This window comes from Flavobacterium frigidarium DSM 17623 (assembly GCF_000425505.1).
Taxonomy (GTDB): Bacteria; Bacteroidota; Bacteroidia; order Flavobacteriales; family Flavobacteriaceae; genus Flavobacterium; species Flavobacterium frigidarium.
The window spans coordinates 80,133-97,567 of sequence record NZ_AUDO01000001.1 but is presented as its reverse complement, the minus strand read 5'-3'; the positions used below and the strand labels follow the sequence as shown (position 1 = coordinate 97,567).

Here is a 17,435-nt window from a genome sequence, read left to right as displayed (position 1 = left end):
AAATCTGTTTTGATAGTCAGATTTAATTAATCTCCATCACCATCAACGTAGTCAATTGTAATATCTAGAGCTTGCATCATATCTAATTTTGTGTAGATAACATTTTGCTGTAACACATCATATGCAGTAATCATCTTAGTATTATCAGTAGTAATCTGCTTAGAAAAACTAGTACTCAATGTTGCATTTGAAGTCAAAATTGCATCATATTGAGTATTTATGATCGTACTTAATTTTTGACCAGAACGGGTAGCATTTACATAATCTAAATAAGACTGGAATCCAGCACCAGTAGAAGTACCATTGAATTTTTTTCCGTTAAAGAAATCTTTAGATGCTTGTACAGCTGTATTCAATAAATCTCTAGAAACATCGTTTTTGTAAAAAGCTTCAACTTTATCAGGGAATAAGGTTCCGCCTGAGAAAACTCCAGCAGGAATTCCTATTTTACCTGAGCGAACATCTTTTTCCAAGTTTTTAACAAAATTGTTTGTTGTGATATTTACTGATGAAGTAACTGATACGCCGTTGTTAGCAATATATGTTGCTCTGTATGATGAATTCCAATCAGTAACCACTGCGTCAGCGCTAGTTTGCAAACGTGCAGTAAGGTCAGTTAAATACCTTTTGTATTTTGCAGCATTTGTATTAGTTGTGTAAAAAGTAACGATTGCTGCATCTGTGGTTCCTAAACCATTAATCATATAATCTAAAGCAGGAAAACCTTGCTTGTCAAATTGCGAAATCAAACTTAAATTGTAGTTACCAGCAGTGATATTACTTTGTATTCCAACTGTATTCGAAGGATAAGTATTAGCACTTTCTTTAAGATTAATTTCCTCTGATTTACCAAAATTATAGATAGCTACATATTGATACGCTTTATATGCCTCTAACCACGAAGTTCTCACATTTACAAGATTTGCTTCGGTAGTAGTTGTATTAAAAACAGTGATACTAGCATTCAAAGCTTGAATTTTTGACTGGTAGTTTGTAAAGCTTGGAATAATAATGTTATCTGCCCAGTTTGTCAAAAGAGCTGTTCTGTCAAAATTGCTTCCGCCAGTTGATTCGCTTCCGCTATCATCACTTGATGAACAAGCTACTACAGTGGCGATTACACCAAAAAATATTAATAATTTCTTTTTCATTTTATCTTCTTTTTTTGCAAAAATACAAAACCAATTGTACTTATCTGTATTTATTCTAAATTAATTTACTGTTGTAGCTTGAGCTACTGTAAAGTTAAATTTGGTAGCTATTTGTAAAGAAAGTGCATCTAGTTTTGTTCCTAATGTGTCAATGTCCCATAGACCATTTTGTCCACTAACCATTGTAGCTAACATGGTATCTATCTCTGATTTTGAAAAGTAAGGACTATCAGTTCCAGGCTTGTTTGTGTAACGTAATGAAATAATAAATCCGTAAGCTTCAGACAATGCGTGAAACGCTTTTGCTCCATTATCTGTAACTAACTTTGCTTTTCCTTCTTGTAAGTAGTAAACTGCTCTAACAGCTGGAACTAATGCTAATTTAGATTTAATGATATCAATTTGAGCATCACGAGTTGCATAATCATTTGCAACTATAGCGGCTCTACCAGTACGAAAAGCTAAGTCTATATCATTTTTAAGTGTATTGAAATCAGCATCAGCATCGACCTGATTGATGTAACTACTCCAGTATTTTACAACTGCCGGCGAAGCTGTCAAGTCATCACCACCGTAGATGTAACCGTATGCCTCATCCCAAGCATGTTCCATAGTAGTGTATGATTTGCTGGTTTCTACAATTTTATTCGAGTTATTAGTTCTATTACTTCCTTCGTCTAATTTATTTTTGCTTAAGTAATTATTGACTACTTGGTCTAAAAATCCAGCACCCATCATTCCTTTTAAAAGAACTTGTTGTGGCTCTAAACCGTTAGCTGCAAACAATCTTGCACTTGAACCATCAAGATATACTCCTGCAACGCCAGCAGAAGCATTACCAGCTAAACTTGCTTGGTTTGCTAGTATTAATTGATTTTCAAAAAAGGCTTGAACAGTAGTTTTTTCAGTGATACTTCCACCACCTAGATTTAATTCGAAATAATCTTTTGAAGCAGCAGTTTTATCTTTCAACTGTTTTCCAGAAATATTTAAGGTAGAATTTGTAAAAGGATTGTTTGTATTTGAATACATGTTGCTTAACAACGTAAGATCGGCAACGGTACCATTTGTAGCGGCTACTTTGATTACGTTCCCCATTTCTTCTAACATTAGTAAACGATTCGTTTGTCCTGAAAATTCAACAGTCGAAGCATTGTTTCTTTCAAAATTATAGTTTGTAGGAATGCTGTAATTTGTTGCTTGATCATCATTGTCATTCGAGCATGATGTTGATACTAATGAAGCAATAATAGCTGATGTGAAAATTAGTTTAGAATATTTCATGTTGGTTATTAAGATTAAATAAAAATAATTTGCGCAAAGATAAGACTCAATATTTATTAAGCAAATTTTGTTTAGATTATTTCTAAATAATATCTTAATATTTTAAGTTACTATATAATTTAATTACAAATAAATACGGCTTGCTGAACAGTATTAGACGGTAATGCTTTAATAGCTAATGTATTGAAAGCTAAAATGTTAAAACGGTATATTTAAGTAAATCTAAAAATTATCTAAAATTTTATTTAAATTTATTCTAAATAAAATTTGTTTTTAAAAACTAAGCATATACTTTTGCCTTAAATTTAATCATTCTAAATAAATATAAAATGAAGAAAGTGCTTTTAAGAACATCAATGATTTTATTAATGGGAACATTAGCGTTTTCATGCAACAACTCTGATGACAACGCGAATCAAGTTGCAAATGTTACTAAAAAAGAAGTAATAGCAAATTATGCTGATATCGCTTATGCAAATTATAAAGCAGCTTATGATGATGCAGTTGTACTTGAGACCGCAATTAATACTTTTACTGATGCACCTACACAAGCAAACTTTGATGCAGCCAAGGATAAATGGAAACAATCAAGAGAAAGTTACGGTACAACCGAAGCTTTTAGGTTTGCAAACGGACCTATTGATGATGAAAATGGACCAGAAAGTTTGATGAATGCTTGGCCTCTTGACGAGAACTATATTGATTATGTTGAAGGAGCTAGCACATCAGGAATTATTAATGATCCTATTACATTTCCTATTATTGACAAAGCTTTCTTAGAAGCTCAAAACGAAAATGGTGGCGAAAAAAATATCAGTGTAGGATACCATGCTATTGAATTTTTACTTTGGGGTCAAGATTTGACTGCTCCATCGGAGAAAAAAGCGGGTTTAAGACCTTATACAGATTACGTGGTAGGTTTGAACGGAACTGCTAATTTTCAATTACGACGAGCAGCTTATTTAAAAGTATGTGCTGACTTGCTTACAGATCATCTAGATTACATGGTAAATCAATGGAAAGTAGGCGGAACGTATAGAACAGTATTTTTAGCATTGCCTGAAGATAAAGCAATCCAGAATATGTATTTGGGGATCACAACTTTAGTATCTGCTGAATTACCTGTTGAGCGCATGTACGTTGCTTTAGGAAATGCTGATCAAGAGGATGAACATTCTTGTTTTAGTGATAACACGCATAGAGATATTGCTTTAAACTTACAAGGTGTTATTAATGTTTACCAAGGTAAATATGTTAATATTGATGGCGCTTCACTTGGAGATTTGGTTAAACAAGCTAATACAATAGTTTATAACGATACTGAGGTTGCTGTTACTACGTCATTAGCTAATGTTGCTGCAATCATAACTCCGTTTGATTTGGCTATTTCTGGAGGAATTGATTCTGTAGAAGGGGCAAAAGTGAACAAAGCTGTAGTTTCTCTTAAAAATTTAGGAGCAAATTTATTAGCGGGTGCTGCAAAAATTGGAATTGTAGTTAACGGATAATATAAATAACAAGTTTAACTAAAGTGTTCTTTTTTAAGGACACTTTTTTCTGTTTATAAAAATGAAGAATAGTATAAAAATTTTGTTACTCGTCGTGGGAATGCAATTGTGTAGTTGCAGTGATACTGATGAAAAGTACATGGATTTAGTCGCTGAAGAAGGGGAGCAATTTTCGGGAGGTGAGACCACTTTTTTTAATGCCACCGAAGAAGCTTTTGGTTTCTCAGCACCAAATCTAACATTCGATGAGCAAGGTGATTTCGGTATAGGGAATTCTTTTTTCAGACAGAGTTGGGTAACAGCTCCAGCTTCAACGACTGCCAGAGATGGTCTTGGTCCTTTTTTTAATGCTGTATCTTGTTCTAGCTGCCATTTTAAAGACGGTAGAGGTAGAGCACCACTGTTTGATGGTGAGACTGCGCACGGATTATTACTGAGATTGAGTACAACTGGAACTGCTGCAAACGGTAGTGCTTTTGCTGATCCAGTTTATGGTGGACAAATGCAAGACAATGCGATATTAGGACAAACTCTAAAAGGCAGGTTCAATATTGTTTATCAGGATATAAATGAAACGTTAGCAGATGGAACTATTATAGTACTCCGCAAACCAATCTATCAGTTCAATTCCTTAGGTTACGGATCACTAGCAGCTGATGTTAAAGTTTCTCCTCGTGTAGCCAATCAAATGATTGGTTTGGGTTTGTTAGAAGCTATTGATGAAAGTACTATTTTGGCTTTCGCCGATGCAAATGACGCAAATAATGACGGAATTTCAGGGCGACCAAATTATGTTCATGATTTTGCTTCGAATACTAAAAAGTTGGGTCGATTTGGATGGAAAGCCAATCAGCCCAATGTACGCCAGCAGGTTGCTGCAGCTTTTTCAGGAGATATAGGAATAACTTCTAGTTTGTTTCCAAATGAAAATTGCCCACCTGGCGTTGACTGTAACTCGATACCAAATGGAGGGTCTCCCGAAATTACAGATGCTAATTTAGATCGTGTAGCTTTGTATTCAAGCACACTTGCTGTTCCAGCGAGACGTAATTATACAGATCAAAATGTTCTAGAAGGAAAAAAAATATTCGAAACAATTAACTGTACAAGTTGTCATATTCCTAAAATAATGACAGGAAAGACACATGCAATCACTGCATTGAGGACTCAAACAATTCGTCCTTATACTGATTTACTACTTCATGATATGGGAGCAGGTCTCGCGGATAATGCACCAGATTATCAAGCTTCAGGAAATGAATGGAGAACCCAACCTCTATGGGGAATTGGTTTAATTTTTACTGTGAACGGTCATACAAACTTATTACACGATGGACGAGCTAGAAATGTAACCGAAGCTATTTTATGGCACGGTGGGGAAGCAGAAAAGTCTAAAAACAGTTTCAAACAGCTCACATCTGCTGATAGGAATAAACTTTTAGACTTTATTAATTCGCTCTAATTTTAATATATTTTAGGCAATAGAGAAGGACACCATATGAGTGTCCTTTTTTCATTTTTAAGGCTCGCTAACAGTTGATTGAAATTAAGAAATATTACATTACTTTTGTAAAAAAAAAATAACTTGATCAATTATACTATTTACGAAAATAAGAGCAGTACCCAGTGGGTAACCTTCGTTCATGGAGCAGGTGGTAGTTCGTCAATTTGGTTCAAGCAAATCAGAGACTTTCAAAAACAATACAATGTGTTATTGTTAGATTTGAGAGGTCATGGAAACTCAAAATCAACGATTAGAAAAGCGTTTAAACCCAAATATACTTTTTCGGCTTTGGCTAATGATATTCTTGAAGTTTTGGATCATTTGGCTATTGAAAAATCGCATTTTGTTGGTATTTCATTAGGAACGATTTTAATTAGGCAGTTAGCCGAAATGCATCCTCATAGAGTACAGAGTATGATATTAGGCGGAGCAATTCTAAAAATGAATTTCCGTTCCCAAATATTAATGAAATTGGGTAACGCTTTTAAATACGTTTTACCATACTTAGTTTTATATCAGTTTTTTGCTTTTGTGATCATGCCAAAAAAGAATCACAAACAATCTCGTTTACTTTTTATAAATGAAGCAAAAAAACTATATCAAAAAGAATTTATAAAGTGGTTTAAACTAACTGCCGAAATCAATCCTGTTTTAAAATGGTTCCGTCAAGTAGAGTTAAATATTCCAACATTATATGTTATGGGTGAAGAAGATTATATGTTTTTGCCTTCAGTACGTAAGGTTGTGGCAAGTCACTATAAGTCATCAAAGTTATTTGTAATTAAAAATGCGGGTCATGTGGTTAATGTAGAACAGCCTATAGCATTTAATAATGCAGTTCTCAATTTTATGAATACTGCTAAATAAAAAAATGCCGACATCCTAAGATATCGGCATTCATTTAACTAACCAAAACCAAATAATAAATAACCAGTTTATTACTCCTGCAAAGTTCGACCATAAGCAGGCATATTGCTGTTAAGGTTTTGTTATTACTTTGTTGAAATTAAGTTAAGTTTTTTTAACAGCTTTTATGTCCTCATTAGTGGCCGCATTTTACGATTATATTAAGTGAAAATAATTGTTTTATTACTGTAGGTCATCACCCTTCTTTCAGAATGTAATTTAATTGCTCGTGCCAATACTACTCGTTCTAAGTCACGGCCTTTCATTATAAAATCCTCAATCGAATTAATGTGAGAAACTCGTGTAATATCTTGTTCTATAATAGGACCTTCATCTAGTTCTTCTGTCACATAATGACTTGTTGCTCCTATAATTTTAACGCCTCTTTTAAATGCTGAATGGTATGGTTTTGCACCAGGAAAAGCGGGTAAAAATGAATGATGAATATTGATGATCTTATTTTTGTACAGTGCGATTAATGATGGTGTAATAATTTGCATGTATCGCGCCAAAACTACAAGAGTGATATCGTATTTTTTCAATAATGCAATCTGAGCTTTTTCACCTTCTTCCTTGTTATCTTTTGTGAAAGGAACATGGTAAAACGGAATTGCGAATTGGTCAGCGATGGGTTTTAAATCCATGTGATTACTAATGATTAACGGAATTTCAACAAACAACTCTCCTGCGCTATAACGACCTAAAATGTCATAGAGACAATGTGTATATTTCGAAACAAATAAAGCCATCTTCGGCTTGATATCATTATTATAAAAATCCCACTGCATATTGAAGTTCGCTGCAATAGTATCTTTAAACTGATTTTTTATTTGTTCAAGTGAAAATGCTGGATTGTTTAGTTCGGTTTCTAGACGCATAAAAAACACGCTTTGTTCCCGGTCAACGTGTTGGTCAATATAGGTAATATTGCCCTCCACGCTAACTATAAAGTTAGTAACTGCAGCGATAATTCCCTTTTGATCCTTACATTGAATAAGTAGTGTGATTTTTTGCATGGTTTTGATTTTTAATAATTGTATGCGGTTTATTTTTTGTCCTGCATAGCAAAGACTGATTGTAATAATGGAGATGTTCTAGCACTAATATTAGTACGAATGTTTTGCTCTTCGACAGCTATCATTTTAAAAACGCCATTCATCGCTTGATTAGTAACATAATCATTAAGATCAGGATTAACTTTATTCACCAGCGGAATGCTGTTGTACTTATTGATGATATTTGTCCAAACTTTATCGGCACCTACTTTGCTAAAAGAGTTTTTAATCACTGGATTAAATTTGGCGTACAAAGCGGTAGAAGTACTTGTTTGTAAATATGAAGTAGCCGCTGTATTGTTCCCTAGTAAAATCGATTTCGCATCATTAAATGACATGTTTTGTACCGCACTCACAAAAATCGGAGTCGCCTCTTTTACAGCGTCTTCGGCTGCTCTATTCAAGACTTTTAAACCCTCATCAGCAAGAGAGCTCAACCCAATAGCTCTAAGTCCTGAATCTACTTTGCGTAATTCCTCAGGTAGTAAAATTTTGACTGCAGCATTAGTGTAAAATCCATCTGTGGCTGTTAATTTAGTAACTTGTTTTGTAATACCGTTATTAAGGGCTTCTTTCAAACCACTTGCTATATTGATATTGTTGGCAGCGCCTATTGTGGGATATTGTGTTGCAATTTGTTGCAATTCGGCACAACTTGATAATGAGAACACAGCGAGTACTAATAGATATTTTTTCATGATTTGATTTATTTATTTCAAAAATAGCATTTATATCATGTCTAGTAGCATGTTTTTTACTGTTGCTACTAACTTTATGTTATATTTATCAATCTTCCGTACTGATTTTAAGCCTCTGCGCTTTTAAAATTTTATTATTCGCAAATTATTACAGTAGCAATCAAAAATGCTATTAATGAATTTATTTTGCTTTTTTATCAACATAGTGGCATAACTTTCATCTGTCATTAAAAATTTTTGTAAATTGCACACTTAAAATTATCATATTCTCAAAATGAATCCACAAACACCGTATATTCCTAAGAATAAAGTAAGAATTGTAACAGCAGCTTCATTATTTGATGGGCACGATGCTGCCATAAATATAATGAGAAGAATTATCCAATCTACTGGAGTAGAAGTAATTCATCTTGGACATGATCGTAGCGTTGAAGAAGTAGTAAATACAGCTATTCAAGAAGATGCTAATGCTATTGCAATGACATCGTACCAAGGAGGTCATAATGAATATTTTAAGTATATGTATGACTTGCTTAAAGAAAAAGGAGCAGGACATATTAAAATTTTTGGTGGTGGAGGAGGAGTAATTTTGCCTTCTGAAATAGCAGAATTACATGAATATGGAATCACTAGAATTTATGCGCCTGATGATGGTCGATCTATGGGATTGCAAGGAATGATTAATGACTTAGTACAACAGTCTGATTATCCTACAGGGGACAAATTAACGGATGAAGTAGCGCAATTAGCTTCAAAAAATCCAACTGCAATTGCAAGAGTAATTTCGGCAGCAGAGAATTTTCCTGAGGTAGCTAAGCCAGCTTTAGATGCGATTATTAAAATAAACGAAAACTGTAAAACCCCTGTTTTAGGAATTACAGGAACAGGTGGAGCAGGAAAATCATCACTTGTTGATGAGCTGGTACGCCGTTTTTTAATTGATTTTCCTGAGAAAACGATTGGTTTAATATCTGTAGATCCTTCAAAACGTAAAACGGGTGGTGCCTTATTAGGAGATAGAATCCGTATGAACGCAATTAACAATCCTCGTGTTTACATGAGATCATTGGCTACACGTCAATCTAATTTGGCTTTATCTAAATATGTTGCCGATGCGATCCAGGTGATCAAAGCGGCGAAATATGATATTATCATTTTGGAGACTTCTGGAATCGGGCAGTCAGATACGGAAATCATGGACCACTCTGATGTTTCTTTATATGTTATGACGCCAGAATTTGGTGCAGCAACACAATTAGAAAAAATCGACATGCTTGATTTTGCTGATTTAGTAGCACTTAATAAATTTGACAAACGCGGTGCATTAGATGCGATTCGCGATGTTAAAAAACAATACCAACGCAATCACAATCTTTGGGATGTAAATCCTGATGAAATGCCAGTTTTTGGAACAATTGCTTCACAGTTCAATGATCCGGGAATGAATACGCTTTACAAGTCTATCATGGACAAAATTGTAGAGAAAACAGATTCTGAGCTGAAATCAACTTTTGAGGTAACGCGTGAAATGAGTGAGAAAATCTTCGTTATTCCACCACATAGAACACGTTATTTATCTGAAATTGCAGAGAGTAATCGTAAGTATGATGAAACCGCTTTGAGTCAGCAAAAAGTAGCTCAAAAGTTATACGGTATTTTCAAGACAATTGAATCGGTTTCAGGAAAAATGCCCGCTATTACAAAAACCGGACTTGATGATACCACGGTATATTCAGCTAAAGAGCAAGATGAAGATAAGGTGTTTTTAAATCTTTTACTAAATCAATTCGATAAAGTAAAAATGGACTTAGATCCTTACAATTGGGAAGTAATCTTGACTTGGGACGAGAAAGTTAATAAATATAAAAACCCAATCTATTCCTTCAAAGTGAGAGATAAGGTTATCGAAATAAAAACACATTCAGAGTCGTTATCACACTCTCAAATTCCGAAAATCTCTTTACCAAAGTATGAAGCTTGGGGAGATATTCTAAGATGGTGTTTGCAAGAAAATGTTCCAGGAGAGTTTCCTTTTACGTCAGGTTTATACCCATTTAAAAGAGAGGGCGAAGATCCATCGCGTATGTTTGCTGGAGAAGGTGGACCTGAAAGAACTAACAAGCGTTTTCATTATGTAAGTGCAGGATTGCCTGCTAAGCGTTTATCAACAGCTTTTGATAGTGTGACGTTGTACGGTAATGATCCACATTTACGTCCAGATATTTACGGAAAAATTGGTAATGCTGGGGTTTCTATTTGTTGTCTTGACGATGCTAAAAAATTGTATTCAGGTTTTGATTTAGTGCATGCATTAACATCAGTAAGTATGACAATTAACGGACCAGCGCCTATGTTGCTTGGTTTCTTTATGAATGCGGCTATCGATCAACAATGTGAATTATACATTAAAGCAAATGATTTAGAGAAAGAAGTTGATTCTAAAATTAAGGCGATTTACAAAGAAAAGGGTGTCGCTCGTCCTGTTTATAATGGTGCTTTACCGGAAGGGAATGATGGTTTAGGATTATTTCTTTTAGGAGTTACTGGAGATCAAGTATTGCCTCTGGAAGTTTATAACGAAATAAAAGTGAGAACGCTTTCACAAGTACGTGGAACGGTTCAAGCTGATATTTTAAAAGAAGATCAAGCGCAAAACACTTGTATTTTCTCTACAGAATTTGCGTTGCGTTTAATGGGTGACGTTCAAGAATATTTTATTACTAATAATGTTCGAAATTTCTATTCGGTTTCAATTTCAGGATATCATATTGCTGAGGCGGGTGCCAACCCAATTACGCAATTGGCATTCACACTTTCAAACGGATTTACTTATGTAGAGTACTACTTAAGTCGCGGAATGAGCATCAATGATTTTGGACCTAATTTATCATTTTTCTTTTCAAATGGTGTAGATCCAGAGTATGCAGTTATTGGTCGTGTAGCACGTAAAATTTGGGCAAAAGCCATGAAGAATAAATACGGAGCAAACGAAAGAGCACAGATGCTGAAATATCATATTCAAACCTCAGGACGTTCTTTACATGCTCAAGAGATTGATTTTAATGATATTCGTACTACTTTGCAAGCCCTTTACGCAATCTATGATAACTGTAATTCATTGCATACCAATGCGTATGATGAAGCGATTACAACACCGACAGAGGAATCTGTACGTCGTGCGATGGCAATTCAGTTAATTATTAATAAAGAATTAGGTTTAGCTAAAAACGAAAACCCAATTCAAGGTTCGTTTATTATCGAAGAACTAACAGATCTAGTAGAGGCAGCTGTTTTACAAGAATTTGATAGAATCACCGAGCGTGGAGGAGTTTTAGGTGCCATGGAAACAATGTACCAACGTTCTAAAATTCAAGAAGAGAGTTTGTACTATGAAACCTTGAAACATACTGGTGAATTTCCAATTATCGGTGTAAATACATTTTTAAGTTCGAAAGGATCGCCAACAGTTATTCCAGCTGAGGTAATTCGAGCGACAGAAGAAGAGAAGCAATTCCAGATTCAAACTTTAGAAAACTTGCATATAGCTAATGCGACGCAAGTTCAAATTCAGTTAGATAAAATTCAAGATGCAGCCATCAAAAATGAAAATTTATTCGATCATTTAATGGAAGCGACAAAAGTGTGTACACTAGGACAAATCACAGCCGCTTTATTTGAAGTAGGGGGTCAATATAGAAGAAATATGTAAGCAGAGAACCAATTTTTGCAAGGCAAAAATTGTGTGAATCGCTTATCCCGATTTTTATCGGGATCTAACAAACCACTGTGTGCAAAGCAAAAATAGTGTGAATCGCTTATCCCGATTTTTATCGGGATCTAATGAACCACTGTGTGCAAAGCAAAATTTGTGTGAATCGCTTATCCCGATTTTATCGGGATCTAGAGAATCTTAAAACAAAAAAAATGCGGAAAATAGTTTCCGCATTTTTTTGTTCTATATCATAAGGATTATACCTGTGGTTGGTGTTTTCCTTCTTTAATTTCTTCTACCATTTTCTTATTGAATGCTGGTAAATCATCAGGATTTCTACTTGTAACTAATCCCTTATCTACAACCACTTCTTGATCATGCCAATCAGCTCCTGCGTTGACTAAATCAACTTTTACCGAAGGGTAAGAGGTCATTTTTCTACCTTTTACTAAATCAGCACTAATTAAAATTTGTGGTCCGTGACAAATTGCAGCTACAGGTTTCCCTGCTTCAAAGAAATCCTTAATAAATGATAAAGCATTTTCGTCTGTTCTTAATTTATCAGGGTTTAAAACACCACCAGGTAAAACTAAAGCGTCATAATCTGATGCTTTTACGTTTTTTAACTCTTGGTCTACTGTATAATCTTTACCCCAATCTGTCGAAGCCCATGACTTGATGCTTCCGCTTTCTGGACTAACAATATCTGCTTGCCATCCTTGTTTTTCTAAATATTCTTTTGGTGAACTTAATTCTACTTCTTCAAAACCGTGTGTTGCTAAAATTGCTATTTTCTTTTCCATAATGTTTTAGTTTGTTTGTTAATATTTTGTTTGATATAAAATTACAAATCATTAGTAGGAGTAAATCACAACAACCTATTAAAAAAGGTTTAAATTGTGTTAAAGGAATTTCAGTGCATTGATATTTTAAATGGAAGACTGGCTTAATTTATTAAGTGTTAAATATCCTAAGTGTATTTCATCTTCAGGAGTTGGTAAGACGCACGGACTAATTACTATTTTATATTGTTGCTTTATAATAGGAGACAACAGGTCATCAATATTGTGAATATCATCTACGTCTACGCCATATTGTTCATCAATATGAGATGGAGCTCCAGCAATGTTGCAATGTTTGTAAAAAGTTGATTTTTTAGCTTGCTTAATTGCTAGGCTAGTATTTTTTGCGATAGCAAGAGTCCTATAATGGTATTCTTCAAATTCATTTAATCTATAACCACCTAAATTCAAGAAAAAGAGCTTCTCATCGTCATAGTACCTTTGTTCCTCTCTATTAATTATTCGAATAATGTGATTGTCTACTTTTGTAATTTGGCGCCAAGCATCAATATGAATTTTACCTTTGGCTTCAGGCCAAAACGATTTGATATCGCGAACTAAATCTTTGAGATTTGGAGCAATTCCAAAAAAAACATCGTGCTGTTCTGTTAGCCTGCCCTCCGGCGTGCAGCCTAGTAAAAGCATATATAGGTTTACTTCTTTTTCCATGATATAAAGCTACAATGTTTTCTCGAATAATGTTTTGGCACAGTTAATGAATAGTATCAAAAAGCAACCTTTAAAAAATAACATTATGAAAAAGATATTTACTTTATTAGCAGTAGTATCTGCTTTAACGCTACAAAGTTGTACAGTGTCTGACGAAATTTATGTAGACAATACTCCTAGAAATGAAGTGTATGATGTGCCTACATCATTTACAGCTTCAAATAATTATACTAAACAAATTTTCTTTGATAGTGAATTGTATAATAGTGATGAAGTTCTAGTGTATAGATTGACAAGAAGCACGCAAAGTACTGATGTTTATGAATTGTTACCAGAGTACTATTATTTCAATGATGGTTCGTTAGATTTTGGTTATGAATACGACTACACTAACCGAGATGTTAGCATTTACTTAGTTGGAAAGAATTTGCAAACAGTACCTACCGCCTTCAGGTTAAACCAAATATTGAGAGTAGTAGTAGTTCCTGATAGTTTTGCTAAATCTATCAATAGGAAAAATTACCAAGATGTAATTAATGCTTTGAATATAAAAGATAGTCAAATTAAGACGATCACTTTGTAGTTTAGTATTCGATAAAAAAAAAGGGAGTCTTAATTAAAAGTACTCCCTTTTTTATGTCTTATTCAGATTCATCGATTGTTGATGGTTTGTTCTTAACTAGTGAAATGATAATTCCTACTACAAGTGAAAGGGCGATAAACCCTAGTGAAGCCCACTCGGGAATCTCAATAAAATCATGAAGTAGCATTTTAAGACCTACAAAACTTAGGATAGCGATTAAGCTATATTCTAAGTAACTGAATTTTTCTAACATGTTTGCTAGGAAAAAGTACATTGAACGCAATCCTAAAATTGCAAATATGTTTGAACTAAACACTAAAAATGGATCACTAGTTATTGCTAATATCGCAGGTACACTGTCTAACGCAAATATCACATCCATTACTTCGATTACTAGTAGCGCTACAAATAGCGGGGTTGCAGCATTTATGTGCTTCCTTTTTACAAAGAAATGTTCGCCTTCTATTGTGTTAGTTATTGGGATGACTTTTTTAATCATTCTAAAAGCGAATGACTTTTTTGGGTCAAATTGATCTTCATCTTTTGAAAACAGCATATTAATAGCGGTATAAAGCAGGAAGAGACCAAATATATAAGTCGTCCAAGCGAATTTGTTAATTAACATCACGCCGAAGTATATCATGAGACCTCTAAAAACGATAGCTCCTAATATTCCCCAGAACAAAACTCGGTGTTGGTATTTTTTAGGGATTTTAAAGGCTGCAAATATTATTGCGATAACAAAGATATTATCGACACTTAATGACAATTCGATCAAGTAACCTGTAATAAATTTCATGGCGGCCACTGTAGGTTTTAAACCGTCAGGGTTGGCAATATAGGCATTGTCATACAGCCAATAAATAACTCCAGAAAACACAAATGAAATGCTAACCCAAATTGCGGTCCATTTACTAGCTTCCTTTGTACTTATCACATGCGGCGTTTTATTAAAGACTCCTAAATCTAACGCCAAAAACAATAAAATAGCAACGATGAAACAACTCCAAACTATCATAGGGAACAATTTTAAATTTTACAGTTACAAAGATACCTTTTGATTTCAAAGTTAGAAAATAAAAACAGGAAACTTGGTGATTAAGATGGGAGTGCTGATTTTAGGCTAAATACGATAATTGTAATAATTGTCATTAAAACACACCACTTTGCCAATTTTCCCCAATGTTTTTGTCAATATCATAAATTTAGGAGATATACCCATAAAAACAGGAGGTAAGTTTTTAGTAAAGTGATAATTATTTTATATTTGCGCTCTATTAACGGGGGTTTAATCAAAAAACAAATTATGTCGACAATACGTTTCCAAGCTTTAAGAGAAGCTTCAACTAGAAAACCAGTACAATTTGAAGAAAACGGTAGAAAATCTGCTATTTTCGGGGCCAATGTTTTTAATGAAAAAGCAATGAAGCAATATTTGACTTCAGATGCTCTTAAGGGAGTTCAAGGTGCTGTTCAGCATGGAACTAAAATTGACAGAAAATTAGCTGATTATATAGCGATGGGTATGAAAGAGTGGGCCCTTTCAAAAGGTGTTACTCATTATACACACTGGTTTCAACCATTAACCGGAGCTACAGCCGAAAAACATGATGCTTTTTTTGAAACATCTTACGATGGGAGCGATCCAGTTGAAAAATTTGGTGGAGCTCAATTAGTGCAACAAGAGCCAGATGCATCTAGTTTTCCTAATGGAGGAATTAGAAACACATTTGAAGCTAGGGGTTACACAGCATGGGATCCTACATCACCTGCGTTCATTTATGGTACAACTTTATGTATCCCTACAGTTTTTATTTCTTATACTGGAGAAGCATTAGATAATAAAATACCATTATTAAGAGCTTTATCAGCAATTGATGATGCTGCTACAGATGTTTGTAGATATTTTGATAAAAACGTGAAGAAAGTTACTGCTACCCTAGGATGGGAGCAAGAATATTTCTTAATCGATAGATCATTAGCAGAGTCACGTCCTGACTTAATGATGACAGGAAGAACTTTACTTGGTCACACCTCTGCAAAAGGACAACAATTAGATGACCACTACTTCGGTTCGATTCCTACACGTGCGTTAACGTACATGAGAGATTTAGAGCAAGAATGTATGTTACTAGGAATACCAGTTAAAACACGCCACAATGAAGTTGCTCCAAACCAATTTGAGTTTGCACCAATTTTTGAAGAGACTAACTTAGCGGTAGATCACAACTGTTTATTAATGGATGTAATGCAAAAAGTGGCTGAACGTCATGACTTAAAAGTATTGCTTCATGAAAAACCATTCAAGGGTGTTAACGGTTCAGGAAAACATAATAACTGGTCACTTGCAACAGATACTGGAGTAAACTTATTGAGCCCAAGTAAAACGCCAATGACGAATTTACAGTTTTTAACTTTCTTCATCAATACAATTAAAGCGGTAAATGATCACGAAGCTTTATTGAGAGCAGCAATTGCTACAGCAAGTAATGATCATAGATTAGGAGCTAATGAGGCACCACCTGCAATTATATCTGTATTTATTGGAGCGCAATTAACTAAAGTATTAGAAGAATTAGAAGGCGTAACTACAGGGAAATTATCTCCTGAAGAAAAAACTGACTTAAAATTAAACGTTGTAGGTAAAATTCCAGAAGTAATTCTTGACAATACGGATAGAAATAGAACATCACCATTTGCCTTTACTGGAAATAAATTTGAGTTTAGAGCGGTGGGTTCTACTGCAAACTGTTCTAATGCAATGACTACTTTAAATACAATTGTTGCAAAACAGTTGAAAGAATTCAAGAAAGAGGTTGATAGTTTGATCGAAACTAAAGACATGAAGAAAGACGATGCTATCTTTAATGTATTAAGAGAGTACATCAAACATTCTAAGAAAATTCTTTTTGAAGGTGATGGATACAGTGAAGCTTGGGAGCAAGAAGCTGCAAAGAGAGGGTTGAGTAACTTTAAAACTACGCCACAAGCATTAAAAGCTAGAGCCTCTAAACAAGCATTAGACTTATTCTCTGATATGGGAATTATGAATCATGTGGAAGTAGAAGCACGTTACGAAATTGAATTAGAAGAGTACACTAAGAAAATTCAAATTGAAGGACGCGTTTTAGGTGATATTTCGACTAATCACGTAATCCCAACAGCAATTCGTTACCAAAATACATTAATCGAAAATGTAAAAGGATTGAAAGATATCTTTGGTGATGATTTTGAAACAATCGCTAAAGAGCAAATCAATATTATCAAGTCAATTTCAAAACATATTGAAGGAATTAATTCTAAAGTAATGGAAATGACTAATGAAAGAAAGAAAGCAAATGTATTAACAGACGCTCAAGAAATGGCTGAAGCTTATTGCGATAATGTTAAACCGTATTTTGAAGTTATTAGAGAACACTGTGATAAATTAGAATTACTAGTTGACAATGAACTATGGACATTAACAAAGTATAGAGAGTTACTATTTACTAAATAGTATTAATAATAGTTTTATTTGTAGTGC

13 protein-coding genes are annotated in these 17,435 nt (G+C 34.2%); 6 read left to right on the top strand and 7 right to left on the bottom strand.

Annotated elements, in window-relative coordinates; genetic code table 11:
• Nucleotides 1-26 precede the first annotated feature (26 nt).
• Nucleotides 27-1,151 (bottom strand): imelysin family protein, encoded by a 1,125-nt coding sequence (locus tag H603_RS0100435; RefSeq protein ID WP_026706733.1) that lies wholly within the window; start codon nt 1,149-1,151, stop codon nt 27-29.
• Between the two features lie 60 nt (nt 1,152-1,211).
• Nucleotides 1,212-2,435 carry a DUF4856 domain-containing protein gene (locus H603_RS0100430; protein WP_026706732.1) on the bottom strand — a complete coding sequence of 408 codons (1,224 nt, stop codon included), beginning with the start codon at nt 2,433-2,435 and terminating at the stop codon, nt 1,212-1,214.
• Between the two features lie 329 nt (nt 2,436-2,764).
• Here H603_RS0100430 and H603_RS0100425 point away from each other — a divergent pair, with 329 nt between their 5' ends.
• From H603_RS0100425 to H603_RS0100415, 3 genes are all read left to right on the top strand, one after another.
• Entirely contained in the window at nt 2,765-3,943 is a 1,179-nt protein-coding gene (locus tag H603_RS0100425) for an imelysin family protein (RefSeq protein WP_026706731.1), read from the top strand.
• A 61-nt stretch (nt 3,944-4,004) separates the two neighbouring features.
• On the top strand, nt 4,005-5,405 hold the full coding sequence (locus H603_RS0100420) for a di-heme oxidoreductase family protein (RefSeq protein ID WP_026706730.1): 1,401 nt from the start codon (nt 4,005-4,007) through the stop codon (nt 5,403-5,405).
• A gap of 123 nt (nt 5,406-5,528) precedes the next feature.
• On the top strand, nt 5,529-6,314 hold the full coding sequence (locus tag H603_RS0100415) for an alpha/beta fold hydrolase (RefSeq protein ID WP_026706729.1): 786 nt from the start codon (nt 5,529-5,531) through the stop codon (nt 6,312-6,314).
• 200 nt (nt 6,315-6,514) lie between these two features.
• Here H603_RS0100415 and purU read toward each other — a convergent pair whose 3' ends face one another.
• Nucleotides 6,515-7,369 carry a formyltetrahydrofolate deformylase gene (purU, locus tag H603_RS0100410; protein WP_026706728.1) on the bottom strand — a complete coding sequence of 285 codons (855 nt, stop codon included), beginning with the start codon at nt 7,367-7,369 and terminating at the stop codon, nt 6,515-6,517.
• Nucleotides 7,370-7,398: 29 nt separating this feature from the next.
• Entirely contained in the window at nt 7,399-8,106 is a 708-nt protein-coding gene (locus tag H603_RS0100405; RefSeq protein WP_026706727.1) for a DUF4197 domain-containing protein, read from the bottom strand.
• A gap of 274 nt (nt 8,107-8,380) precedes the next feature.
• Here H603_RS0100405 and H603_RS0100400 point away from each other — a divergent pair, with 274 nt between their 5' ends.
• Nucleotides 8,381-11,815, top strand: a complete 3,435-nt coding sequence (locus tag H603_RS0100400; RefSeq protein WP_026706726.1) for a methylmalonyl-CoA mutase family protein — start codon at nt 8,381-8,383, stop codon at nt 11,813-11,815.
• A gap of 260 nt (nt 11,816-12,075) precedes the next feature.
• On the opposite strand, the gene H603_RS0100395 is transcribed toward H603_RS0100400, so the two are convergent.
• On the bottom strand, nt 12,076-12,621 hold the full coding sequence (locus tag H603_RS0100395) for a type 1 glutamine amidotransferase domain-containing protein (protein ID WP_026706725.1): 546 nt from the start codon (nt 12,619-12,621) through the stop codon (nt 12,076-12,078).
• A 126-nt stretch (nt 12,622-12,747) separates the two neighbouring features.
• Entirely contained in the window at nt 12,748-13,329 is a 582-nt protein-coding gene (locus tag H603_RS0100390) for a DUF1543 domain-containing protein (RefSeq protein ID WP_026706724.1), read from the bottom strand.
• Between the two features lie 85 nt (nt 13,330-13,414).
• On the opposite strand from H603_RS0100390, the gene H603_RS0100385 reads away from it, so the two are divergent.
• Nucleotides 13,415-13,912 carry a hypothetical protein gene (locus H603_RS0100385; protein ID WP_026706723.1) on the top strand — a complete coding sequence of 166 codons (498 nt, stop codon included), beginning with the start codon at nt 13,415-13,417 and terminating at the stop codon, nt 13,910-13,912.
• A 58-nt stretch (nt 13,913-13,970) separates the two neighbouring features.
• Here the strand turns inward: H603_RS0100385 and H603_RS0100380 are convergent, their stop codons facing one another.
• Nucleotides 13,971-14,930: a TerC family protein gene (locus tag H603_RS0100380; protein WP_026706722.1), complete on the bottom strand. Its 960-nt coding sequence runs from the start codon at nt 14,928-14,930 to the stop codon at nt 13,971-13,973.
• 288 nt (nt 14,931-15,218) lie between these two features.
• Here H603_RS0100380 and H603_RS0100375 point away from each other — a divergent pair, with 288 nt between their 5' ends.
• Nucleotides 15,219-17,408 (top strand): glutamine synthetase III family protein, encoded by a 2,190-nt coding sequence (locus tag H603_RS0100375; protein WP_026706721.1) that lies wholly within the window; start codon nt 15,219-15,221, stop codon nt 17,406-17,408.
• Nucleotides 17,409-17,435: the final 27 nt, after the last annotated feature.